This window comes from Zestomonas carbonaria, assembly GCF_904061905.1.
Classification (GTDB): domain Bacteria; phylum Pseudomonadota; class Gammaproteobacteria; order Pseudomonadales; family Pseudomonadaceae; genus Aquipseudomonas; species Aquipseudomonas carbonaria.
The window spans coordinates 17,489-41,102 of the sequence record NZ_CAJFCI010000077.1; the positions used below are offsets into that span (position 1 = coordinate 17,489).

Annotated in this window: 15 protein-coding genes; 7 read left to right on the plus strand and 8 right to left on the minus strand. The window is 67.6% G+C overall.

Features of this window, described 5'->3' with window-relative positions; translation table 11 throughout:
• The first annotated feature begins 316 nt into the window (after nucleotides 1-316).
• A complete protein-coding gene (locus PSEWESI4_RS19910; protein WP_187672968.1) occupies nucleotides 317-6,802 on the plus strand; it encodes a retention module-containing protein in 6,486 nt (2,161 codons plus the stop codon).
• 427 nt (nucleotides 6,803-7,229) lie between these two features.
• Here the strand turns inward: PSEWESI4_RS19910 and lapD are convergent, their stop codons facing one another.
• The 4 genes from lapD to PSEWESI4_RS19930 form a co-directional block, all read right to left on the minus strand.
• The gene (gene lapD, locus PSEWESI4_RS19915; protein ID WP_187672969.1) at nucleotides 7,230-9,179 is read right to left on the minus strand and encodes a cyclic di-GMP receptor LapD; all 1,950 of its coding nucleotides are present in this window, start codon (nucleotides 9,177-9,179) and stop codon (nucleotides 7,230-7,232) included.
• Nucleotides 9,180-9,187: 8 nt separating this feature from the next.
• Nucleotides 9,188-9,883 (minus strand): cysteine protease LapG, encoded by a 696-nt coding sequence (lapG, locus tag PSEWESI4_RS19920; protein WP_187672970.1) that lies wholly within the window; start codon nucleotides 9,881-9,883, stop codon nucleotides 9,188-9,190.
• 62 nt (nucleotides 9,884-9,945) lie between these two features.
• Nucleotides 9,946-10,344 carry a YbaN family protein gene (locus PSEWESI4_RS19925; protein WP_187672971.1) on the minus strand — a complete coding sequence of 133 codons (399 nt, stop codon included), beginning with the start codon at nucleotides 10,342-10,344 and terminating at the stop codon, nucleotides 9,946-9,948.
• A 4-nt stretch (nucleotides 10,345-10,348) separates the two neighbouring features.
• The gene (locus tag PSEWESI4_RS19930; protein WP_187672972.1) at nucleotides 10,349-10,936 is read right to left on the minus strand and encodes a UPF0149 family protein; all 588 of its coding nucleotides are present in this window, start codon (nucleotides 10,934-10,936) and stop codon (nucleotides 10,349-10,351) included.
• A 275-nt stretch (nucleotides 10,937-11,211) separates the two neighbouring features.
• On the opposite strand from PSEWESI4_RS19930, the gene recQ reads away from it, so the two are divergent.
• From recQ to PSEWESI4_RS19950, 4 genes are all read left to right on the plus strand, one after another.
• Nucleotides 11,212-13,350, plus strand: a complete 2,139-nt coding sequence (gene recQ / locus PSEWESI4_RS19935) for a DNA helicase RecQ (protein ID WP_187672973.1) — start codon at nucleotides 11,212-11,214, stop codon at nucleotides 13,348-13,350.
• Between the two features lie 247 nt (nucleotides 13,351-13,597).
• Nucleotides 13,598-14,764 carry a GGDEF domain-containing protein gene (locus PSEWESI4_RS19940; protein ID WP_187672974.1) on the plus strand — a complete coding sequence of 389 codons (1,167 nt, stop codon included), beginning with the start codon at nucleotides 13,598-13,600 and terminating at the stop codon, nucleotides 14,762-14,764.
• A gap of 129 nt (nucleotides 14,765-14,893) precedes the next feature.
• Nucleotides 14,894-15,334 carry a MarR family transcriptional regulator gene (locus PSEWESI4_RS19945; RefSeq protein WP_187672975.1) on the plus strand — a complete coding sequence of 147 codons (441 nt, stop codon included), beginning with the start codon at nucleotides 14,894-14,896 and terminating at the stop codon, nucleotides 15,332-15,334.
• Nucleotides 15,335-15,617: 283 nt separating this feature from the next.
• Complete coding sequence (locus PSEWESI4_RS19950; protein ID WP_187672976.1) at nucleotides 15,618-17,705, plus strand: FimV/HubP family polar landmark protein; 2,088 nt, start codon at nucleotides 15,618-15,620, stop codon at nucleotides 17,703-17,705.
• Nucleotides 17,706-17,794: 89 nt separating this feature from the next.
• Here PSEWESI4_RS19950 and PSEWESI4_RS19955 read toward each other — a convergent pair whose 3' ends face one another.
• Nucleotides 17,795-19,975, minus strand: a complete 2,181-nt coding sequence (locus tag PSEWESI4_RS19955) for a patatin-like phospholipase family protein (RefSeq protein ID WP_187672977.1) — start codon at nucleotides 19,973-19,975, stop codon at nucleotides 17,795-17,797.
• A gap of 79 nt (nucleotides 19,976-20,054) precedes the next feature.
• Between PSEWESI4_RS19955 and PSEWESI4_RS19960 the strand changes: the two genes are divergently transcribed.
• The gene (locus tag PSEWESI4_RS19960; protein WP_187672978.1) at nucleotides 20,055-20,339 is read left to right on the plus strand and encodes a SelT/SelW/SelH family protein; all 285 of its coding nucleotides are present in this window, start codon (nucleotides 20,055-20,057) and stop codon (nucleotides 20,337-20,339) included.
• An 86-nt stretch (nucleotides 20,340-20,425) separates the two neighbouring features.
• Nucleotides 20,426-21,418, plus strand: a complete 993-nt coding sequence (gene rfaD, locus PSEWESI4_RS19965) for an ADP-glyceromanno-heptose 6-epimerase (RefSeq protein ID WP_187672979.1) — start codon at nucleotides 20,426-20,428, stop codon at nucleotides 21,416-21,418.
• Between the two features lie 52 nt (nucleotides 21,419-21,470).
• Here the strand turns inward: rfaD and PSEWESI4_RS19970 are convergent, their stop codons facing one another.
• The 3 genes from PSEWESI4_RS19970 to PSEWESI4_RS19980 all read right to left on the minus strand — a co-directional run bounded on the left by PSEWESI4_RS19970 (nucleotide 21,471) and on the right by PSEWESI4_RS19980 (nucleotide 23,521).
• A complete protein-coding gene (locus PSEWESI4_RS19970) occupies nucleotides 21,471-22,328 on the minus strand; it encodes a DMT family transporter (protein WP_187672980.1) in 858 nt (285 codons plus the stop codon).
• Between the two features lie 23 nt (nucleotides 22,329-22,351).
• The gene (locus PSEWESI4_RS19975; protein ID WP_187672981.1) at nucleotides 22,352-22,687 is read right to left on the minus strand and encodes a tRNA-binding protein; all 336 of its coding nucleotides are present in this window, start codon (nucleotides 22,685-22,687) and stop codon (nucleotides 22,352-22,354) included.
• A 69-nt stretch (nucleotides 22,688-22,756) separates the two neighbouring features.
• Entirely contained in the window at nucleotides 22,757-23,521 is a 765-nt protein-coding gene (locus PSEWESI4_RS19980) for a helix-turn-helix domain-containing protein (protein WP_187672982.1), read from the minus strand.
• Nucleotides 23,522-23,614 lie beyond the last annotated feature (93 nt).

The following is a 23,614-nucleotide window of genomic DNA, read 5'->3' on the forward strand; positions in this document are numbered from 1 at the left end:
TGCCGAAAAATTCTTATGACATTTGCGCAAAGGGGGACATTGTTTAGGGGGGAGGGGCCTGTTTCCGTGCTTTTGCGGGCGGTCCCGCAAGCAATACCGGTGGTCGAACACAGTTTTGGAGCATCTGGGCGGGGACGAATCGAGTGGAGTGGACAGTGTTCCGGCGCATGACGACTTTCTGACGCGCTGGGGATTTTCCTGAAGACGCTGTCCCTCCGCTCGATTGCCTTCTTCCCGAGCCTACGGTCTTGAAGGGTGATCCGACCTTTTGATGGAGTGCCGGCAGCAGCCGGCCGCAGTAGGAGAGGAAGGAGCGATGGCTACTTCGATCGGGGTCGTCAGGCAGGTAATCGGCGAGGTCCACGCGGTAGCGGGCGACGGAACGCGTCGGCTGCTCACGGAAGGCGACCGGGTCCATGTGGGCGAGCAACTGGTGACCGGCGCAACCGGCGCCATTGCGATCACCCTCGGCAACGGCAACGAGCTCACCCTGGGGCGCGACAGCAGCCTGCCGCTCACCCGGCAGTTGCTGGCCGGCTCGCAGGAGGCAACGCCAGCAGCGGACGCGCCGCCGGTCACGCCCAGCCAGGGTGACCTCACCGACGTCGAACGACTGCAGGCGGCCATCGAGGCGGGCGTCGACCCGACCCTGGAGGCCGAGGCCACCGCCGCTGGGCCTGGCAGCTCGGGAGGCGCGGGTGGCGCCGGTGGCGGGCATTCCTTCGTGCTGCTGAGCGAAGTGGGCGGGGCGGTCGATCCGCAGATCGGCTTCCCCACCGCGGGCTTCAACAGCGCTCCTGAGTTCCTGGTCGGCGAAGGCTTCGAACTCCCCGATCTCGAGGCGCCGCCGGTCCAGCCGATCAATGGCCTGCCGCAGGCGATCGACGACCATCTCGACGTGAACGAAGGCGAGGCCGGCGGTTCCGGCAACGTGCTGGACAACGATGACGGCGGCACCGACCTGCCGGCCAGCTTCGTCAGTTGGAACGGCATTTCCGGCACGCCCGGCGAGGGCGGCTCGCTGTGGGTCGACACGCCTTACGGCCAGGTGCGGCTGGGCCCGGACGGCAGCTACGAGTTCGTCCTGAATAACGGTTCGCCGGCCGTGGAGGGCCTGGACGACGGGGAAGAAGTCACGCTCGTCTACGACTACAGCATGCAGGACGGCAATGGCGACCAGAGCGACGCCAAGCTGATCATCACTATTCGCGGCAGCAACGATGTGCCGGAAGTCGAGATCGGCTATCACGATCCCCGTGGCGCGGGCGACCGGGCCTATGTCTACGAAGCGGGCTTGAGCCCCAACGGCTCCGATGCGGCGTCGAACAGCGAGTTCACCGGCGGCACCTTCACCCTGAGCGACCCCGATGGGCTGGACGACCTGGTGGCGGTGACCATCAACGGCACCACGGTGGCGCTGGGCAGCCTGGCGGGCACCAGCTTCGCCGGCACGTACGGCACGCTGACCGTGACCGGCTACGACCCGGCCACCGGCGTGGCGACCTACCAGTACGAACTGACCTCGCCGAGCAACGATGGCCCGGGCGCCGAGACCGACGTGTTCACCCTCACGGTGACCGACGGCACCGCGACCTCGGCGCCGGCGGCGATCACCATCGAGATCATCGACGACCTGCCCACGGCCCGCGCCGACAGCGCATCGGTCACGGAGGGCGGTTCGGTATCCGGCAACGTGGTGACCGGCGTGGGCGCCGGCTCGGTGGCCGACAGCTTCGGCGCCGACGGTCCCGGCAGCAGCGCGGTGGTCGGCGTGCGCGCCGGCAGCGACACCGGCACGCCGGCCAGCGGCGGGCTGGGCGCGAGCATCGTCGGCAGCTACGGCACCCTGGTGCTCAATGCCGACGGTTCCTACACCTACCACAGCACCGCCGACGCGCTGAGCGCCGGCGCGGTCGATGTGTTCACCTACACCATCGTCGACGCCGACGGCGACCTGAGCACCACCACCCTGACCATCGACCTGTCCAGCATCACCGTGGTGGGCGAGGTAGGGGCGGAAGCGGACACCAGCGTGCGCGAAGCGGCGCTGTCGTTCGGCAGCGACCCGGACAGCGACGACGAAATCGCCAGCGGCACCCTGGTCGGCAGTGGCGGGGTAGGCGGCTACAGCTTCAGCCTGGTGGGCAGCGCGAGCGGGGCCTACGGCACCCTGGTGCTCAATGCCGACGGCTCCTACACCTACACCCTGACCACCCCGGCCTCGATGCCGACCGGCGACAACGGCTCGAACGCGCAGGCGCAGGAGACCTTCACCTTCCAGGTCACCGACGCCAACGGCAATACCGGCACCGGCACGCTGACCATCGACATCATCGACGACGTGCCCCAGGCCCATGCCGACAGCGCGACGGTGATCGAAGGCGGCTCGGTGTCCGGCAACGTGGTGACCGGCGTGGGCGCCGGTTCGGTGGCCGACGGCTTCGGCGCCGACGGTCCTGGCAGCAGCGCGGTGGTCGGCGTGCGCGCCGGCAGCGACACCGGCACGCCGGCCAGCGGCGGGCTGGGCGGTCTGGGGATCGCTGGCGCCTACGGCACCCTCATCCTCAACGCCGACGGCTCCTACACCTACCACAGCACAGCCGACGCGCTGACTGCCGGCGCGGTCGATGTGTTCACCTACAGCATCATCGATGCCGACGGCGACCTGAGCACCACCACCCTGACCATCGACCTGACCGACATCACGGTGACCGGTGGAGTGGATGCCTGCGCGGATACCAGTGTGCGCGAGGCGGCGCTGCCGTTTGGCAGCAATCCGGGCAGCAACGATGAATTCGCCAGCGGCACCCTGGTCGGCAGCGGCGGGGTGGGTGGCTACAGCTTCAGCCTGGTGGGCAGCGCGAGCGGGACCTACGGCACCTTGCAGCTCAATGCCGATGGCACCTACACCTACACTCTGACCACCCCGGCCTCCTCGCCGACCGGCGACAACGGCCACAACCTGCAGGCGCAGGAAACCTTCATCTTCCTGGTCACCGACGCCAACGGCAACACCGGCACCGGCACGCTGACCATCGACATCATCGACGACGTACCCAAGGCCCGCGATACCTGGGCGCCCAAGGCGCTCGACGACGAGGGGCTGCCCGGCGGCATTCCCGGTGGCAGCGGCGACGCGCCGGGGCAGGCGACCAGCGTCAGCGGCCACCTCGACTACCGCGGCGGCGCCGACGGCGTGCAGTCGGTGATCCTCAGCGGGCCGAACATGCTGGGCACGGAGGTGGTCACCGGCTCGAACTGGAATGCCGCGACCCACACCCTGACCCTGTCCACCGCGCGTGGCGAGGTGATTCGCGTGCAGGTGACCGATATCGCCACGGGCGCCTATACGGTCACCCTGCTGAAACCGATCATGCACGCGCCGGGTAACCAGGAGAACGACTTCATCCTGAAGATCGGTTATCAGGTCGTCGATGGCGACGGCGATACCGACGACGCCGTGCTGAAGGTGAAGATCGACGACGACACGCCCTGTGCGGTGGACGACTACGGCCACGTGGTTGCCGGCACGTCGCACAAGATCGCCCAGGGCAATGTGCTGAGCAACGACCTGGCCGGCGCCGACGGCGGCAAGCAGTTCGTGGGCTGGGCGAACAACGCGGCCAACAACCAGGCGATCGCCGAACTGAGCCGCTACGGCACGCTGACCCTCGACCCCGTCACCGGCCAGTACAAGTTCGTGCTCGACAACAGCGACCCGGACGTCCTCGCCCTCGGCGCCACCACCATCAGCCACAGCCTGCTGTACAGCATGCGCGACGCCGACGGGGACATCTCCACCGCCAAGCTGACCATCAAGATCACCGGCCAGGACGACCCGGTGGATATCCATGGCCTGAAGGGCGACGAGGTGACCGTCTACGAAGCCCACCTGGCCGACGGCAGCAACCCGAACGCGGCGGCGCTGACCCAGACCGGTACGTTCAGCGTCAGCTCGCCGGACGGGCTGAGCAGCGTCACCGTGGCCGGGCAGACGGTGTTCGACAACGGCGTGTTCACCCCGGTGACCATCAGCGACGCCCAGGGCACCCTGAAGATCACCGCCTACAACCCGGCCACCCAGACCTTCAGCTACAGCTACAGCCTGACCGACAACGCGCTGGTCAGCGGTAGCGGCACCAGCAAGCAGTTCACCGTGGTCGCCACCGACGTCGACGGCTCCAGCGACAGCGCCAGCCTGGACGTCCGCATCGTCGACGACGCGCCCAAGGCCCACGACGACAAGGCGCCATGCATCGACGTGAGCCCGGTGCCGACCGTGCACGTCACCCTGGTGCTGGACCTATCCGGCAGCATGGCCGGCAACAAGCTGACCAGGCTGAAGGAAGCGGTCACCGAGCTGGCCAAGGCGTATGCCCAGTCCGGCGCGCAGATCCACGTCAACCTGATCACCTTCGGCACCTCGGCGAGCAATATCGGCGACTACGCCTTCGGTTCGACCCTGGACGCCGGCTACCTGTCGCTGCTGGCGAAGATCCAGCAGCTCTCGGTGTACCAGGGCAACGCCCAGTACACCAACTACGAAGCGGCGCTGGCCATGGCCAAGGCGCAGATCCAGGCGGACATCGGCCCGACCAGCGGCTCCGAGCTGCACCGGGTCTACTTCATCTCCGACGGCGAGCCCAATCGTGGTGACACCGGCAGCTCGCTGACCAACCCCTGGCGCGGCTTCATCGCCGACCCGGATGGCGACGGCAACAGCGCCACCAACCACCTGGTCGCCTACGCGATCGGCATCAACGCCTCCGGTTCGAGCTGGGCGAACCTCGACCCCATCGCCAGCAACGGCGACGCGATCACCAGTTCGCCGGAAGACCTGGCCGGCACTTTGCTCGGCCTGGTCAACGTCGGCGGTGAAGCGACGGGCAACGTGCTGGCCAACGACGTGCCCGGCGCCGACGGCATCGAGAAGATCGTCTCGGTCGAGGTGGACGGCAAGACCTACACGCTCAACGCGAGCGAAAGCGGCATCCAGGTCAGCGGTTCCGGCAGCGGCGCGAGCAGCTACAGCTACAGCAACGGCCTGCTCACCCTGGTCACCGAGTACGGCACCCTGAGCATCCAGCTCAAGGCGCACAACGGGCACCAGGCCGGTGAGTACAGCTTCAAGGCGAAGGCCAACCTGACGTTCGACGAGGACGGCAAGCTCAGCGAAATCTTCAAGTACACCGTGGTCGACGGCGATGGCGACCTTTCCAGCGCCAAACTGGAAATCTGCATCCGCAGCGACCTGTCGGTGCTGGTGGTGGGTAGCAACGCCAACGACACGGGCGGCTCGACGGTGCCGCACCACCTGCCCAGCCCGCTGGACCCGGACAAGTCGGGAATCGTCGCCGGCGCTTACGGCAAGGACGTGCTGATCGGCGACCTCGGCGGCAACCGTGTCCACGTGGTGCCGGGGCAGGATTACAACATCGCCCTGATCCTCGACCGTTCCGGCAGCATGAACGACAGCCCCGGCGGCGGTTACTCCAGCCGGCTGTCACTGCTCAAGGCGGCGGTGAAGAACTTCGTCGGCGGCCTGGAAGGGCACAGCGGGAACATCAACCTGGTGCTGATCGGCTTCAACGCCACGGCGGCGCTGCTGCTGTCCGGCACCGTGAATGAAGTCCTGGCCAAGCTCGCGCAGTCCGGCAACGCGCTCGATTCCCTGACGTCCACCGGGGCGACCAACTACGAGGCGGCCATGAAGGCGGCCAACGGCTGGTTCGCCGGCATCGAGATCAACGGCTACCAGAACCTGGCCTACTTCCTCACCGACGGCAACCCGACCGTGCATGACGCGAACCCCAGCAGCTCGGGCTCCACGGTCAACTTCAACGATGTCAACAACGCCCTCGACGATGCCGCCGCCCTGATGGCGCGCGCCGACCTGCACGCCATCGGCATGGGCAACAACGTCACCAGCAGCATCCTGCGCTTCTTCGACAACACCAACCCGAACGGAACGGCCACTTATACCAACGGGTCGTCGGTCGAGGCACCGGTCGGCCAGCCGACCATCGTCACCACGCCGCAAGCCCTGCTCGCCGAACTCGACAGCGGCGGCACCACCCAGGTGCCGGCGACCCTGGGCAACGACCACCTGGTCGGCAATGCCGGCGACGACCTGATCTTCGGCGATGCCCTGAACACCAGTTGGTTGCCGGGCAGTCATGGCAGCGCCACGCCTGGCTATCAGGTGCTGGTCGACTACCTCACCGCGCAGAAGGGCGGCGTGGCGCCGACCCAGGCCGAGCTGACGACCTTCATCTGGAACAACGCCGCGAAGCTCGGCGCCTCGGTGCCCGACTCGGGCGGCAACGACGTCCTCGAAGGCGGCGCCGGCAACGACTGGCTGTTCGGCCAGGGCGGCGACGACCTGCTGATCGGCGGACTGGGCAACGACCTGTTGGTCGGCGGACTGGGCAACGACCTGTTGGTCGGCGGCGCAGGCAAGGACGTGTTCAAGTGGCTGGCCGGCGACAGCGGTCACGACCGGGTCGCCGATTTCACCCTGAGCGGCGCGGACAAGGACGTCCTGGACCTCAGCGACCTGCTGCCGGGTAGCGGTTCGCTGGACTCGCTGCTGAGCTTCGGCATCGTCGGCGGCAACTCGCTGATCGGCGTCAGCACCGTGGCCAGCGGGCCGGTGGTGCAGACCATCGAGTTGCAGAACGTCGACCTCGCCAACCACTACGGCGTCACGCCGGGCAGCGGCGGCATCGTCTCCGCCGCGGATGCCGCGACCATCATCAATGACATGCTGGGAGACCAGTCGCTGAAGGTGGATACGGTCTGAGCCTGAATCCTCGTAGGAGCGGCCCATGGCCGCGAAAAGCATCGCGGGCATGGCCCGCTCCTACGGGGAGAGTGGGGCGTTCCGTTTCAGGGTCCATTCCCCACCCGGTCCTCCCGTAGGAGCGGCCCATGGCCGCGAAAAACAATCGCGGGAATGGCCCGCTACAGGAGAGTAGGGCGTTGCGCAGGGTCCATTCCCCACCCGATCCTTCCGTAGGAGCGGCCCATGGCCGCGAAAAGCATCGCGGGCATGGCCCGCTCCTACGGGGAGGGTAGGGCGTTGCGGTTCGGCCCGCCCATCCAGGGTTCACTCCCCGCCCGCTTCTACGGGGCGTTGTTCTTATGTCGTCTTTTGGGGCCCCGCGAGCACAGGGACCCAGAAAAGACCAAACGACTCGAGGGCCTGGCCATCCCTCGCCGGCCATGACTCACGCCTCCCTCCACGGCTCCGGTGCCCCAATCACACGCCCCATTGCGCCGTGGATGCCCAGCTCCCGCAGGGCCTGCAATTCGCCCTCGGTTTCCACCATTTCCGCGATCAGCGGCAGGTCGATGCTGTTGGTGGCGCGGAACATCGTCTCGATGAACAGGCGCTTGTCGCTTTCCTGGTCGATGGCGCGGATGTAGGTGCCGTCGATCTTCAGGTAGGCGAGGCCGAGGTGGGTCAGGTTGCCGATCAGGCTGAAGCGGCCGCCGAAGTGTTGCAGGCCGATCCGGTAGCCGGCCTCGCGGATCATCTGGCTCAGGCGCTCCAGTTCGGCGGGCGGCGGCAGGTGGCGTTCGTCGATCTCCAGGGTCAGCAGGCCGGCGAGCGAGTCGTGCTCCTTGAGCCGTGCCAGCAGGCGCTCGAGGTGGTTGGCGTCGCGCAGGGTGGCGGCCGACAGGCTGAGCGCCAGCGGTTGCGGGTGCTGCTCCAGGTGGGCGAGGCAATGTTCGAGCATCGCCAGGTCGAGGCGCGCGGCCCAGCCGAGGCGTTCGATCCAGGGCAGGAAGCGCCCGGCGGCGATGGCCTCGCCCTGCGGGTCGAGCAGGCGGGCGAGGACCTTGTAGTGCAGCAGTTCCGCCTGCTCCGAACAGGCCTTCACCGGTTGGAAATACAACTGCAACTGGCGCTTTTCGAGGGCATCGTCGATCCATTCGCGCCAGTCGCCGAGGCTTTGCGCCGGCATGGCGGTGAAGTCGTCGAGGCGTTCCCAGGGGCGCTCCGGATGGCTCTGCGCCTGGGCCAGGGCCTGGTCGGCGCGGGCGATCACCTGGGCGGCGGCCTCGCCGGGGCGGAATGCGGCGATGCCCAGGTGGGCGACCGGCGTGCAGTCGCTGGCGCCGGTCTGGCGCAGGCTTTCCAGGGCGTCGCAGAGTTGCCCGGCCAGGCGCTCGGCCTCTTCGCCGGAAAGCCCCGGGGCGAGCAGGGTGAACTCGCCGCCACGGCTGCGCGAGGCCAGCCAGCCGCCGCGACCGGCCTGTTCGAGCAACTGCCGGAGCTGTTCGCCGATGGCGACGATCAGCGCGTCGGTGCGTTGCCCGCCGAGGCGCTGGTTGAGGCCGCCGAGGTCGTTGACGCGCAGCAGCAGCAGGTAGCCCTCGGCGTTCTGTTCGTTGGCGATCAGGTGGTCGGCCAGGCTGATGTCGAACAGACGTCGGTTGGCCAGGCCGGTCAGGCTGTCCTGGTAGGCTTCCTCGCGCAGCTTCTCGCTGCGCGCGGCTTCCTCGGCGAACAGCGTCTTGAGCTTCTCGACCATCTGGTTCATCGCCAGCACCACGCGCTTCAGCTCGGGCGTGCGCGGCACCCGGGGCAGGGTCATGAACTCGCGGCGGCTGATGGCGTGGGCCTGCTGCACCATGTTGTCCAGCGGCTTGAGCTGGGTGCGCAGCAGCCAGGCGCCGAGCACCGCGCTGACCAGCCCGCAGCCGAGCAGCCAGAGCAGGCTGCCGACCGCGCTGTCCCACAGCTTGGTCAGGGCGAACTGCGGATGGCTGAGCACTTCGACCCGCGCCGCCTGTTCCCAGCCGCGCATGATCAGCGCGTCGCCGCCCTGTGGTTGCAGGTCGACCAGATCGACGAACCAGCGCGGCACCTTGTCCGAGGAGGTGGCGGTGCTGCGCTCGACGACCACCTCGTCGCCGGGGATGCGCACCACGCGGATGGTGGCGAAGTAGCCGCTGTCGAAGATCGAACTGACCATCAGCTCGATCATCGCCGGGTCGTCGACGTGCGGGGTCAGCGACAGGCCGAGGGCGGTGGCGGCGTCCTGGGCGTGGGAGCGTAACTGGCCGAGCAACTGCTCGCGCGAGTTCTCCACGCCGGATATGAAGCTGCCGGTGAAGGCCACCACCAGGAACAGGCAGATGGCGATGAACAACTGCTTTAGCAGAGACATATTCCCTCCTAGCCTTCGCCGACGGCGAAGCCTTCCGCGCGCATCTTCTTCAGCAGGTCCTGCCAGCGCGAGAGTTTCTTGGTATCGCCGGTCCTCGCCGCCTTGCCGGGCAGGTAGAGGCCTTCGGCGTTGAAGGCGTATACCGGCAGCAGGTCCTGGCGCTGCGACGCCGGGCGGATCTCGCCGACCAGGTTGTCGAGCACCAGCGGTTCGGCGCTCGGGCTGGCGTAGTAGGTCAGCACCATGTGCGCCTGGTCGTAGGCGAGCGCCTTGACGTAGGTGATGCGCAGCTTTTCGCTGGGGATGCCCAGGCGGCGCAGGGTGAAGTACTTGGCGATGGAGTAGTCCTCGCAGTCGCCGGCGCCCTTGACCAGCGCCTCCACCGGAGTGGCCCAGTAGTCGGTCTGCCGCCAGTTGCGGTCGTCGTCGACGAAGCGCAACTGGCGGTTGAAGAAGGCGTTGACGGTCCGCAGCTTGTCGGCCTCGGACAGCCCGCCGCTGGCATCGACCAGCCGGCCCCATTCCTCGATGCGTTCGCGGGCCGCGCCGAGGTCGCCGTAGCGCTTTTCCGCGTTCTGCAGGATCAGTGCGAAGTCCCAGTCGGCGGACAGCGCCGCCACGCCGAGCAGCACGGCGAGCAGCGGGCCGAGCCGCACGCCGCGCGGGCACCGAAGCCATCCATGAGCGGGTTGCCGAGCGTGCATGCGCCAATCTCTGCGGGGGATGCAGAGAGTCTAGGCAATGCGCCAGTACTCTGCTGTCTGCCTCAGCGTCTCGGCAGGGTCTTCTGCTTGAGGATGTAGACGGTGACCAGCGTTGCGCTGGTCAGCATGAAGATCCAGGCCCACGGGCGCTGCACCAGGTAGCAGGAGATGGAGATGCTGGTCCACATCAGGCCGATGGAGTAGACCTTGCCCTTGAGCGGGATGCCGTTGCCGTCGAGGTAGTCGCGGACCCACGGGCCGAGCTTGGGGTGCTCGATCAGCCAGTGGTAGAAGCGTTCCGAGCTGCGCGCGAAGCAGGCCGCCGCGAGCAGCAGGAACGGCGTGGTCGGCAGCACCGGCAGGAAGATGCCGATCACGCCGAGCAGCACGCTCAGCCAGCCGACCGCGAGCAGCGCGTAGCGCAGGCCGCGGTGTTCGCTCAGGCGCAGGGAACGCGACATGGCATCAGTGGTGGCGCGGTTTGAGCAGCGCGGGCTTTTCCTCGGGGGCATTGAGCAGCAGGAACAGCGCGGTGAGCGCTTCGGGGATCTGGTCGACCATGTCGTCGGCCAGCTCGCGGTTGCGGGCGATATCGGCGAATTCCGGCTGCTCGTCGAACAACCCGGAGCCGACCATGATCGGCAGCAGCAGCTCGCTGACCTCGTCCTCGGCGTTCTCGAACCAGATCGCTTCGCGCAGGAACACGCCTTCCATGAAGCCGATGCACCAGCCGCGAATGTCGGAATCGTCCGGGTCGTCGCCGAGGTCGAGGTCGCAGGGCAGCTCGAGATCGTCGTCGGCGGCCAGCAGGCGGGTGATGTGCGCCTTGAGCTGGACCAGGGTGGTCTCGATGGACTCGCGCTCGATGTCGTCGCGGTAGTGCGGCGGCTCGGAGAACAGCGCGTCGATCCATTCGCGCTCCGGCACCGGCTCGGAGCAGATGGACAGTGCGGTCAGGTAACCGTGGGCTGCAATGTAGTCCAGGGCCTCTTCATGCAGCTCATCGGCATCGAGAAAAGCTTGCAGGCGGGTCAATTGCTCGGCGAAGGACATCGTACGGCTACCTTGAGGAAAGTTGACAAGGCTCGATTTTAGCCCGGTTGGAGCCGCCAGCGCCCATGCCAGAGGATTTTTTTCGGGGTTTCCTGCCGTCGGCTGGGCTTCAGCCCAGCAACTTCAGGTCCGGTCCCCACTTGGTGGGCTGAAGCCCACCCTGCATTCGTCATGGCGATGGACGTCGGCCAACGCTCGCGGCGGCTCGCGTATACTGCGCAGCTTTCTGGCGGCCGCCTTGGCGAGGCGGCCGATTCATCGCTCACGGGGTTTCCATGCTCGAACCGGCTCTGCACATCCTCAAGGACGTCTTCGGCTACGACCGTTTCCGCGGTCAGCAGGGGGCGATCATCGAGCGGGTGGCCGGCGGTGGCGATGCCCTGGTGCTGATGCCCACCGGAGGCGGCAAGTCGCTCTGCTACCAGGTGCCGGCGCTGCTGCGCGACGGCCTGGCGGTGGTGGTGTCGCCGTTGATCGCCTTGATGGAAGACCAGGTCGCCACCCTCGACGAGCTGGGCGTGGCGGCGGTGGCGCTGAATTCCACGCAGAGCCTGGACGAGCAGCGCGAGATCGCCGAACGGCTGCGCAACGGCGAGATCAAGCTGCTCTACCTCGCCCCCGAGCGGCTGGTCCAGCCGCGCATGCTGGCCTTCCTGCAAAACCTGAATATCGGCCTGTTCGCCATCGACGAGGCGCACTGCGTGTCGCAATGGGGCCACGACTTCCGCCCCGAATACCTGCAGCTCGGCCAGCTCGCCGAGCTGTTCCCCAACGTGCCGCGCATCGCCCTGACCGCCACCGCCGACAAGCGCACCCGCGAGGAGATCGTCCAGCGCCTGCACCTGCAGGACGCCGAGCGCTTCCTGTCCAGCTTCGACCGGCCGAACATCTTCTACCGCATCGTCGCCAAGGATAATCCGCGCAAGCAGTTGCTCGGCTTCCTCGCCGAGCGGAAGGGCGATGCCGGGATCGTCTACTGCCTGTCGCGCAAGAAGGTCGAGGAGGTCGCCGCCTTCCTCAGCGAACAGGGCTACCCGGCGCTGCCGTACCACGCCGGGCTGTCCAACGAACTGCGTGCCTACCACCAGAAGCGCTTCCTCAACGAGGAAGGGCTGATCATGGTGGCGACCATCGCCTTCGGCATGGGCATCGACAAGCCCAACGTGCGCTTCGTCGCCCACCTCGACCTGCCCAAGTCGCTGGAGTCCTATTACCAGGAGACCGGCCGTGCCGGCCGCGACGGCCTGCCGGCGGATGCCTGGATGGCCTACGGCCTGCAGGACGTGATCTTTCTCAAACAGATGCTCAGCAACTCCGAGGGCGACGAGCGCCACAAGCGCCTGGAGCAGCACAAGCTCGACGCCATGCTGGGGCTCTGCGAGCTGGTCGCCTGCCGGCGCCAGGCGCTGCTGGCCTATTTCGACGAGGAACTGCCGCAGCCCTGCGGCCACTGCGACAACTGCGTCGACAAGGTGGAGACCTGGGACGCCACCGAGCCGGCGCGCCAGGCGCTGTCGGCGATCTACCGCAGCGGCCAGCGCTATGGCGTCGGCCACCTGGTGGACATCCTGCTCGGTCGCGACAACGAGAAGATCCGCGCCGTCGGCCACCAGCACCTTTCCGTGTTCGGCGTCGGCAAGGCGCTTTCCGAAGGCGAGTGGCGCTCGCTGTTCCGGCAACTGGTGGCGCGCGGCCTGGCCGATGTCGACCTGGAAGGCTACGGCGGCCTGCGCCTGTCCGACAGTTGCCGGCCGCTGCTGCGCGGCGAGGTGCGCCTGGAGCTGCGCCGCGACCTGAAGCCGCAACAGGCCGCCAAGGGGCAGTCGAAGAGCGCCGCCAGCCAACTGGTGCGCAGCGAGGAGCGCGAGCAGTGGGAGGCCCTGCGCGCCCTGCGCCGCAAGCTGGCCGAGGAGCACGCGGTGCCGCCCTACGTCATCTTCCCCGACGCCACCCTGCTGGAGATGCTGCGCAGCCAGCCGCGCTCGCTCTCCGAGCTGGCCCAGGTCAGCGGCGTCGGCGCGCGCAAGCTGGAGCGCTACGGCGAGGCCTTCCTCGACGTGCTCAACGGCGGCACGGCGGGCGAGGAGGCGCCGCGCCAGGTCGTCGACCTGCGCCACGAACTGGTCAGCCTGGCCCGCGCGGGGATGACCCCGGCGCAGATCGCCGGCCAGTTGCAATGCACCGAGAAGAACGTCTACGCCCTGCTGGCCGAAGCCATCGGCCAGCAGCAACTGTCGCTGGAGCAGGCGCTGGACCTGCCCGAGGAACTGCTCGGCGAAATCCAGGAAGCCTTCCTCGACGGCGACGGGGAACTGCCGCCGGTGACGGAGCTGACCGAGCTGTTCGCCGGCCGGGTGCCGGAAGGCGTGCTGCACTGCGTGCGCGCGGCGTTGGCGGTGGAGTTCGAGGCCTGAGCCCGCATCTTTCCGGACTCCCGCGTGCGCGGGAGTGACGTCCGATGTAGGGGCGAGCTCTGCTCGCGAAGCTTTTGCGGTGCCGACGTTCGCGAGCAGAGAACTGGACGTCCCCCTCGCTCCTACAGAATTCCCCCCGGCCCCGCGTCTCGCGCCCCAGGCCGCCCGCCAAACGAATGACGACAAACTTGTGACGGGTGTGCCAAGAGGATATGGTGTCACAAGGCCTCCACTAGAAGAGGTAAGCGTGACAACACACCAAGCCTGGCTGGACGACGTCCGTCCCAATCTCTATGCCGACCAGCTCGCCATCGGCTTCCGCCGCCTGCGCTTCGTCCGTTCCCTGGAGCGCGAATACCGCGAGCACATGCGTGAAGACACCTTCGAACTCAGGCGTATCGCGCTGTGCGCGGGCGTCCTGGTGTGGCTGGCGTTCGCCGCCCTGGACTTCCTGCTGGTGGCCAGCAGTGAACGCTGGTGGATGCTCGCCATCCGCCTGCTGGTGCTGGGGTTGCTGCTGGTCTGCGGGCTGTTGCTGCTGGTCCGCCGGCAGAGCCACCTCCACCTGCTGACCCCGCTCAGCCTTACCTGCATCGTGGTCCCCGGGCTGGGCGCCGCCGCCGTGGTGGCGGTGGGGCACACGGTGGACCCCGGCTATCCGTACGAAGGCCTGCTGCTGGTCTGCATGGCCGCCTACTTCCTGGCCGGCCTGCGGCTGTCCGAGGCGCTGGCCAGCTCGCTGGTGGTGCTGCTCGGCTACGTCGTCTTCGAACTGCTCGCCGGGCTGGCGATTCCGCGGCTGATCAACAACGTGCTGTTCCTGCTGTTCGGCAACCTGATGGGCCTGGTCGGCTGCTACCTGCTGGAGTACAAGTCGCGCGAGCACTTCCTGGTCAGCCGCCTGATGCGCGTGCTGGCCGACCACGACAGCCTCACCGGCCTGCACAACCGGCGCAGCTTCGACCGCCAGCTCGAGCGTCTGTGGCGCCAGGCGCAGCGCGAGAACCTGCCGTTGGCGCTGCTGCTCTGCGATATCGACCACTTCAAGGCCTACAACGACCATTACGGCCACCAGGCCGGCGACGCCGTGCTGCGCCGCGCCGGCTCGGTATTCGGCGATGCCGCCCGGCGGCCGCTGGACATGGCGGTGCGCCTGGGCGGCGAGGAATTCGCCGTGCTGCTCTACGACATCACCGGGGAACAGGCGCTACAGCGCGCCGAGGAACTGCGGGCGGCGCTGGCCGGGCTGAAGATCGAACACGCGCGCTCGGATACCGCCGATGTGGTCACCCTGTCCATCGGCGTGGCCTGCGTGACGCCGAGCGAAGACGGCGAGTTCGCGCAGCTCTACGCCCACGCCGACCGCGCGTTGTACGAGGCCAAGGCGTTCGGCCGCAACCAGGTGGTGGCCTGACCTGGGCGCGATCCCCTGCAATGCGTCGAAACATCGCATCTGGTTGCTGGCGCTTGCCTGCGAGGCGAGGTTTATGGTTAGTTGCCTAATAATTAGCCGTGGTTACCTGCTTCGAACAAGAACTACCGTATGACGACCCACCAGCTCGATAAACACCGCTTCGCCATGCAGTTGTCCCAGTTGTCGCGCGCCTGGCGCGCCGAGCTCGACCGTCGCCTGGTCGGCCTCGGCCTGTCCCAGGCCCGTTGGTTGGTGCTGCTGCATCTATCGCGCTTCGCTGCGCCGCCCACCCAGCGGGAGCTCGCCCAGAGTGTCGGCGTCGAAGGCCCGACGCTCGCCCGCCTGCTCGACAGCCTGGAAGCCCAGGGCCTGGTCAGCCGCCTGGCGGTGGAGGAAGACCGCCGGGCGAAGAAGATCAGCCTGCGGCCCAAGGCCAAGCCGCTGATCGACCAGATCGAAACCATCTCCACTCAACTGCGCGAGGAGCTGTTCTCCGGCATCGACGCGGACGACCTGGACTGCTGCCTGCGGGTGCACGCGCAGATTCTCTGCAATCTCGAACGTCGTTGAGTTGACGTCAAATCACTGACCTTTAATCGCCGCAGCGGTGCGGCGACGAGCGGGTAGTCATTTTATTGACTAGCCTGCCGATAAACCGCGTATCATGGCTCTCGTCTGGATGATGGCACACTGCCTTTAGGTGCGGCAAAACCGCAATACGCATCCATACTCAGTCATTAGCCGGGTAACAGGACGGTTCCCGCCACAGGTTTCAGACATCACTTCCGACCGCCAAGGGACTGCTGCGGGAAGGGCGGTCGTGATGTTCGAGCCGGAATACCGGGGAGGTCACATGGCTCGGGTTCACCCGATTCTCTTTACGCTCGCGTCGGGCGCCATGCTGTATTCCGGCCTGGCGCCGGCCCTCGGCCTGGGCGACATCAGCCTGCGCTCGGCGCTGAACCAGCCGCTCGACGCGGAAATCCAGCTACTCGAACCCGGTGACCTCGACAGCTACGAGGTGATCGTCCGCCTCGCTTCGCCGGAGGTCTACCAGCGCGCCGGCGTCGAGCGCTTCGCCTTCCTCAACGACCTGCGCTTCGCTCCGATCCTGAACGGTCGTGGCAGCGTGATTCGCGTGGTGTCCAACCGGCCGGTGCGCGAGCCTTACCTGAATTTCATCGTCGAAGTGGTCCGCCCCGGCGGCAGCCTGCTGCGCGAATACACCCTGCTGCTCGATCCGCCGGAGTCGGCCGCCTACCAGGCCGTCGCCGCGCAGCAGCCGATGACGCCGCGCGCGAGCCAGGCGGCGGACAGCATGGCCAGCCCGCCGCCGCGCGTCGCTCCGCCCGCCGCCGAGCTGGGCAAGCAGTACCAGGTGCAGCGCGGCGACAGCCTGTGGAGCATCGCCCGCCGCGTGCATGCGCCGGGCGGCCCGCTGTCGCTTTCGCAACTGATGCAGGGTATCCACGCCCTCAACCCGAATGCCTTCGTCGGTGGCGACAGCCACCGGCTGATCGCCGGCGCGACCTTGCGCCTGCCGGATGCCAGCGCGTTGCCGGAACAGGCCGCGCCGGCCGCCGCCGTGGCGCAGGCGAGCGAGGAGCCCACGACTCCCGCCGTTCCAGCCGCTGAAGAGACATTGAGCCTGCAACAACTGAACGACGCCCAGTTGCGGCTGGAAGCCGAGCTGAATGCGCAGGCCAGCGAGAAACTGCAGTTGCAGCAGGGCATCGCCGATCTGCAGCTCAAGCTGGACAGCCTGGAACAGCAACTGCGTGGCAAGGACCAGCAGATCGCCGACCTGCAGGAACGCCTGGCGCAGACCGAGCCAGGCGTGTCGCCGGCCGTCGCGTCCGCGGCGAAAACCCCGGCGTCCGACAGCGCCGCCGCCCCGGCGTCGGCTCCAGAGGAAAGCGATTCGCGCGGCTGGTTCAACTTCGCCTGGCAAGGTGGCCTGTTGGCACTGCTGCTGGGGGCCTTGCTGTTCCTCCTGGTCCGTCGCAATCGGCGCGAGCGCCCGCAGGAGGCAGCCGCTGCCGCCGCGCCGGAACCCGTCGCGAAGGAAGCCCCGGCCGCCGTCGCCGCCGAGGCGCAGCCAGTGCGTTCGATGACCACGCCGGGGGACGACCTGGACGGTGCCGAGTTGTACCTCGCCTACGGTCGCCATGGCGCGGCGTTGAGCATCCTGCGCAAGCTGGCGCACCGCCAGCCGCAGCGCAGCGATGTGCAACTGCGCCTGCTCGACGTGCTGGGGCTGGTGGGCGATGCCGGCGGCTTCACCCGTCAGCTCGCCGTGCTGGCCGGGCTGGGCGTTGCCGCCGAGCTGGTCGAGCCGATCAAGGCCCGTTATCCCGAACTGGCCGACAACGAGCCGGCGGAGGAGGTCGTGGCTGAGCCGGAAGAGGGGCTTGGCGTGGAACTGGGCGAGCTGGACGACGAGTCCGCCGTGCCGGTCGACGACGATTTCCAGTTGAACCTCGACGACCTGACGCTGGACGCCGACTGGGACCTGGTCAGCCCGTTCAAGGCCGGCGGCAAACCCGCGCGTGCCCCGGAGAGCGCTCCGGAAGTGCTCGATGCGGACTTCCGCTCCAACCTCGACGTGCTGCCGGAAGTCCAGGAACTGGCCGACGATGGCACGGCCTTCGGTGGTTTCGACGAGCCGCTGGTGGTCGATTCGGCGCCGCTGGACGAAACCCTCGACGAAGAGTTCCTCGACGTGTTCGACGACCCGGAACTGGAGCAGTCCCTGCGCGCCAGCGACGATCTCGCCCACCTGGCCGGCGAGCGGGCCAATGTGATCAAGCTCAACCTGGCCATGGCCTATATCGAGCAGGGCAACGTGCACAGCGCCTGCGGCATCCTCAACGAGGTGATCAGCGACGGCAGCCCGGAGGAGCAGCGCGAGGCGCGGGCGTTGCTGGCACGAATCGCCTGACCGGGTTCGCGGGCCTGAAACGCCGTGCGGGAGACCGCACGGCGTTTTTGTTGGGCAGCCCGGAACCCTTGTAGGAGCGAGGGGGACGCCTAGAACGTTTGCCCCAGGTTCAGGTATAGCGCCTGCTCGTGCTCGTCGTTCAGGCCGTAGCTGAAGTTGAGCGGGCCGAGCGGGGTATCGAAGGCGAAGAACAGGCTGGCGGCGTTGATGTAGCCGCTGTCGAATTCGTTGTCGTTGTTCCAGGCGCGGCCGCGCTCCAGGCTGCCGCCGAAGTACAGCGGGAAGTCCAGCGGCAGGAAGCTCTGCGGGGTCAGCCGGCGGTAATAGATCACCCGTGCCAGGCTGATGTTCTGTCCGGGCAGCGCGTCCTGCCGGTAGCCGGACAGTTGCAGCGCGCCGCCCAGCTCGAAGCTCGAGGTGACCACCTCGACGTCGTCCACCGTGCGCCCGTAGCGGCCGCCGATCACCCAACTGTTCGGGCCGTGGCTCAGCGCCTTGTTCAGGTTCAGTTCCCATTGCCGGTAGTCGCTGTCCGAGCCGAGCGAGCGGTCGTAGTTGCGCAGGTCGATCGAGATGTCTTCGCCGGCGTGCGGGAAGTTGATGTTGTCCAGGGTGTCGAAGGAGTACTGCAACTGGTAGAAGCCTTCGGTGAAGCTGAAGCTCGGCATCTCGGGCGGGCCGATGTTCACGTCGGCCTCGCCCCAGTTCTGGCCGATGCCGAAGCGGATCTCGCCGTTGTTGGCGATCTGCCGGCCGATGTTCAGGCCGTAGCCATAGCGCTCCAGGCGGTACTTGGCGAAGGGGTCGTTGTCGATGATGAGGTCGACGTTCCGCGCTTCGCCGAACAGGTAGGGCGCCACGAAATAGCGCGAGCCGGCGTCCAGCGGCTGGTAGAACTCGCTGTACAGCTCCTGGTGGTCGCCCAGTTGCAGTCGGGTCAGCCATTCCGCGCCGAGCCGGTTGATGCCGTTGACCCGGTAGCTGGCGCCGATGTTGAACACGCTTTCGCCCTGCATGTCGTCGGACAGGTTGAGGCCCACGCGCAGGTAGTCGGTGCCGGCGCGCTTGCCGCGCGCGTTGATCACCAGGGCGCTGCCGTCAGCCTGGTGGGCCACCCGGTACTGCACCTGCTCGAAGTAGTCGAGGCCATAGAGGGTGCCCATGTCGTCCTGCAGGCGGTCGAGGTCGAGCGGTTCGCCGAGCGGCTGGCGGATGTAGCGGCGAATGGTTTCGTCGCTGACCTTGGAGTTGTTCTCCACGCGGATCTCGGTGATCACCGGGGTGCGTGCGCCGGGAGAACGGGCGGCGCTCAGTTCGGCCGGCGGGGCGGTGGGGCGTAGTTCCGCCAGGCGCTGGGCGAGGATCTGGGTGGCACGGTAGCCGGCGTCGATCATCTCCTGCGCGCGGCCGAAGTCGGTGCCGGAGTAGCCGGCCAGCGGCGGCTGGATGAGGATGTCGTCGGTCCGCAGGGTGGCGAGCTGGGCTTCGGAGTTGCTGCGGGTCATCAAGGTGATCGACTGGTTGAGCACGTTGAGCACCGTCTTCAGGTCGCGGCGCGATTGCAGGGGCGTGCCGATGTCGACCGCGATGATCCGGTCGACGCCCATCTCGCGAGCGACGTCGATGGGGATGTTGTCGACCATGCCGCCGTCCACCAGCAGGCGGCCATCCACTTCTGTCGGGGCGAAGACCGCCGGGATCGACATGCTGGCGCGGATCGCCTGCGGCAAGTGGCCGCTTCGGAATACCACCTTGTCGCCGCTGGAGATGTCGGTGGCCACCGCGCGGAAGGGAATGCCCAGGCGGTCGAAGTTGCGGATGTCGCTGGTGTGCACCAGCAGGCTTTCCAGCAGCAGGTTGAGGTTCTGGCCCTGGATCACCCCGAGCGGCAGGCCGAGGCTGCCGTCGTCGCGGAAGCTGATCTTCTGCTTGACCAGGAAGTCACGGTCGTCCTGCTTGCGGCGGAACGGGATGTCGGTGCGTGGCGGGGCGTCGGACAGCGCCTGCTGCCAGTCGATGCCCAGGGCGAGCTTTTCCAGCTCCTCGGCCCGGTAGCCCGAAGCGTACAGCCCGCCGATCACCGCGCCCATGCTGGTGCCGGAGATGGCATCGACCTGGATGCCCTGTTCCTCCAGGGCCTTGAGCACGCCGATGTGCGCCAGGCCGCGCGCCGCGCCACCGGACAGCACCAGGCCGACCTTGGGGCGGGTTTCCTCGGCCATCGCGAAGAGGGGGAGGATCATCAGGAGCAGGCAGAGCAGGCGGCGCATGGCGCTTCTTCCTTGGGCGAGCGGGAACGTCGGGCGGCGCTATTATAGGCCTCCGCCTTCCTTGCCAGAGCCGCCCGCCATGCCCAAGCCGGAAATAGTCATCACCTACTGCACCCAGTGCCAATGGCTGCTGCGCGCCGCCTGGCTGGCCCAGGAACTGCTTTCCACCTTCGCCGGCGACCTCGGCAAGGTCAGCCTGGAGCCGGGTACCGGCGGGGTGTTCCGCATCACCTGCGACGGCGTGCAGGTCTGGGAGCGCAAGGCCGATGGCGGATTCCCCGAGGCCAAGGTGCTCAAGCAGCGGGTACGCGACCTCATCGACCCGGAACGCGACCTCGGCCACAACGACCGACGAACGGATTGATCGACCGGTCAGCTTTTGCCTTGGATCAAGAGGCGCGAGGGGATACGGAGTAGCGTGGCTGGCCTGTGAATCTTTCGGGACGGGCCATGAGCATCATCGTTACCGGTGCCGCCGGCTTCATCGGCAGCAACCTCGTCAAGGCGCTCAACGAGCGCGGTGAGACCGACATCGTCGCGGTGGACGATCTCACCGAAGGCGACAAGTTTCGCAACCTGGTCGACTGCGAGATCAGCGACTACCTGGACAAGCGTGATTTCCTCGACCGCTTCGCCCGCGGCAACTTCGGCGTGCTGCGCGCGGTATTCCACCAGGGTGCCTGCTCCAGCACCCTGGAGGGCGACGGTCGCTTCATGATGGACAACAACTACCGCTATGGCTGCGAACTGCTGGATGCCTGCCAGGCGCTCGGCGTGCCGTTTCTGTATGCCTCTTCGGCGGCCGTCTACGGCAGTGGCCGGGTGTTCCGCGAGAGCCGCGAGCTGGAGCGGCCGCTGAACATCTACGGCTATTCGAAGTTCCTCTTCGACCAGCGCGTGCGCCGCCTGCTGCCCCATGCGCGCAGCCAGGTCGTCGGCCTGCGCTACTTCAACGTCTATGGTCCGCGCGAGCAGCACAAGGGGCGCATGGCCTCGGTGGCCTTCCATTGCTTCCGGCAGTTCCGCGAGCACGGCAAGGTCCGCCTGTTCGGTGCCTACGACGGCTATGCGGGCGGCGAGCACTGCCGCGACTTCGTCTCGGTGGAGGACGTGGCCAGGGTCAACCTGCACTTCTTCGACCAGCCGCAGCGTTCAGGCATCTTCAACCTCGGCAGCGGCGTGGCGCAGACGTTCAACGACGTGGCGGTGAGCATGGTCAACGCCCTGCGCGCCCAGGACGACCAGCCGCCGCTGGACCGCGAGGCGATGGTCGCCCAGGGCCTGCTGGAATACGGCGAATTCCCCGATGCCCTGCACGGCAAGTACCAGAGCTATACGCAAGCCGACATCGAGCTGCTGCGCGAGGCTGGCTATCACCAGCCGTTCCTGCGCGTGAAACAGGGTGTCGAGCGCTATTGCCGGTGGTTGCTGGAGCAGCCGTAGCTTCTCGGTGGAAAACGCTCCGCGGTTTTCCACCCTACCCAAGTCCCTGAAACTACGCCTTGGCCGTCCCCAGTCGCGCCGACACGACGATGGCGAAGATGATCAGCGCACCGCCGGCGAGCATGCGCAGGGTCGGCTCTTCGTTGAAAAGCAGCCAGGCGATGCTGATGCCGTAGACCGGTTCGAGGGCGAGGATCACCGAGGTGCTGCGCGCCTTCAGGACCTTCAGGCTGGCGACGAACAGGCTGTGCGACAGGCCGGTGCAGAAGATCCCCAGCACGGCGATCCACAACCAGTCCATGGCGCTCACCGTCGGCAGCACCGGCCAGGCTAGGGCGGCCAGGCAGACGGCGATCGCCAGGTTCTGCCACAGCGCCGCTTGCACCGAGTCCAACCCACGGGTGCTGGCCCGGTTGAGCAGCGACAGCAGCGAGAACAGCAGACCCGAGAGGATCGCCCAGAGCAGGCCGATGGTGGCCTCGCTGGCCAGTTCGAAGTGCGGTGTGACCAGAACCAGGCCGAGGCAGACCAGGGCGACCACGAGGTATTCCTGCCAGTGCAGGCGCTCGCGGAACAGCAGGCCTTCCAGGACCAGGGTGAAGGCCGGGAAGCTGGCGAAGCCGAGCGTGGCGATCGCCACCCCGGAAACCTTCACCGCGTGGAAGAAGGTCAGCCAGTGCGCGCCCAGCAGCAGGCCGCCGAGGATCAGCAGCAGGCGCTGGCGGGGTGTCGGGCGCAGGCCGCTGGAGCCGACCAGCCGCGCGAACAGGGCCAGGGCGACCACCGCGAACAGGGCGCGGCCGAAGGTGATCATCAGCGGCGAGGTCTGCGCCAGTTTGCCGAGCACGCCGGTCAGGCCGAACAGGAGGGCGCCGAGATGGATGGCCAGAAGGGCATTGCGATGGTTCATCGGTTACAACATGTCCTTGTCGTTCAAGCGAGTCGGGCGCCATTGGGCAGCGGCTTGTCGAAGCCGGCCAGGACCACCTTGCCGTCGGCGTCGTAGACGCCGGTCACCAGCACTTCGGAGCGTATGCCGGCGATCCGCTTGGGTGCGAAATTGCACACGCAGAGCACCTGGCGGCCGGTCAGCGCGTCGGCCGCATAGTGTTCGGTGATCTGTGCGCTGGAAGTCCTGATGCCATGCTCCCCGAGGTCGACCTCCAGCACGTAGGCCGGCTTGATCGCCTTCTCGTTGGGATAGGCTCGCAGGATGGTACCAACGCGCAATTCGACGCGCTGGAAATCTTCCCATTCGATGTGGTCCATGGGCTCTCCTGGCAGTGGACGGGCTCGCCGGCAGTCTAGGCTCTGCGCGGCGGGGCGTCTGTCGCCGGGCTAGCGGATTTTGTCGCGAGCCTCGCGGCGCAACGCGCGCGGGGTGGCGCCACAGTGGCGGGCGAGGGCGGCGGTGAAGGCGCTCTGCGAGGCGTAGCCGACCTGGCTGGCGACCTCGCCGACCGCCAGGCGGGTCTCGCGCAGCAGGCGCATGCCCAGGCGCAGGCGGCGCTGGCGCACGTAGTCCATCGGCGTCTGCCCGGTCTCGGCGAGGAAGCGGGCATGGAAGCGCGCGGTGGACAGCCCGGCCAGGCGTGCCAGGTCGGCGACCTGCAGCGGATGGGCGGCGTGGCGGTCGATGTGCGTATCCAGCGCCGCCAGCGGCAGGTGCGAGGACGGTTCGGCGGCACGCTGCTCGCTGGTCAGGCTGGCCAGCAGCAGGGCGGCGCCCTGGCGGGCGATCACCGGGTCGTCGAGCGGGCTGGCGGCCAGCCAGTCGACCAGTTGCTTCTGCGCCGGGCCGAGGTCGCAGGTGGCCGCTCGTTCGAGCAGGCGCCGGCCGTTGTCGAGGTGCATGCCGAGGTTGTCGCACAGCCAGTCTTCGCCGGGCACGTCGAGTACCAGGCAATGGCTGCCGCCCCGGCTGTCGCAGGCGTGATGGGTCGCCGAGGGGATCACCGCGAGGCTGTGGCGCAGCACCCGGCTGCCGTGCCCGTCCATCTCGAAATCGAGCTGGCCGCGCAGGCCGAACACCAGTTGGGCGTGCTCGTGGCTATGGGCGATCTGGTCGTGGCTGTAATGGCGCAGGGTCAGGATGGGGTGCATGGCGGGCTCCTCGGCTGCCGGCAGTCTAAGAGCCCGTTCGGCGTCTGGCCAGAGAGAAGCGGGAGTCCAGCGGGCGATCGCGTCATGCGCTCG

Coding starts and splice junctions, on each gene's coding strand:
- PSEWESI4_RS19910 (WP_187672968.1), top strand. CDS start 317: ATGGCTACTTCGATCGGGGTCGTCAGGCAGGTAATCGGCGAGGTCCAC.
- lapD (WP_187672969.1), bottom strand. CDS start 9,179: ATGTCTCTGCTAAAGCAGTTGTTCATCGCCATCTGCCTGTTCCTGGTG.
- lapG (WP_187672970.1), bottom strand. CDS start 9,883: ATGCACGCTCGGCAACCCGCTCATGGATGGCTTCGGTGCCCGCGCGGC.
- PSEWESI4_RS19925 (WP_187672971.1), bottom strand. CDS start 10,344: ATGTCGCGTTCCCTGCGCCTGAGCGAACACCGCGGCCTGCGCTACGCG.
- PSEWESI4_RS19930 (WP_187672972.1), bottom strand. CDS start 10,936: ATGTCCTTCGCCGAGCAATTGACCCGCCTGCAAGCTTTTCTCGATGCC.
- recQ (WP_187672973.1), top strand. CDS start 11,212: ATGCTCGAACCGGCTCTGCACATCCTCAAGGACGTCTTCGGCTACGAC.
- PSEWESI4_RS19945 (WP_187672975.1), top strand. CDS start 14,894: ATGACGACCCACCAGCTCGATAAACACCGCTTCGCCATGCAGTTGTCC.
- PSEWESI4_RS19950 (WP_187672976.1), top strand. CDS start 15,618: ATGGCTCGGGTTCACCCGATTCTCTTTACGCTCGCGTCGGGCGCCATG.
- PSEWESI4_RS19955 (WP_187672977.1), bottom strand. CDS start 19,975: ATGCGCCGCCTGCTCTGCCTGCTCCTGATGATCCTCCCCCTCTTCGCG.
- PSEWESI4_RS19960 (WP_187672978.1), top strand. CDS start 20,055: ATGCCCAAGCCGGAAATAGTCATCACCTACTGCACCCAGTGCCAATGG.
- rfaD (WP_187672979.1), top strand. CDS start 20,426: ATGAGCATCATCGTTACCGGTGCCGCCGGCTTCATCGGCAGCAACCTC.
- PSEWESI4_RS19970 (WP_187672980.1), bottom strand. CDS start 22,328: ATGAACCATCGCAATGCCCTTCTGGCCATCCATCTCGGCGCCCTCCTG.
- PSEWESI4_RS19975 (WP_187672981.1), bottom strand. CDS start 22,687: ATGGACCACATCGAATGGGAAGATTTCCAGCGCGTCGAATTGCGCGTT.
- PSEWESI4_RS19980 (WP_187672982.1), bottom strand. CDS start 23,521: ATGCACCCCATCCTGACCCTGCGCCATTACAGCCACGACCAGATCGCC.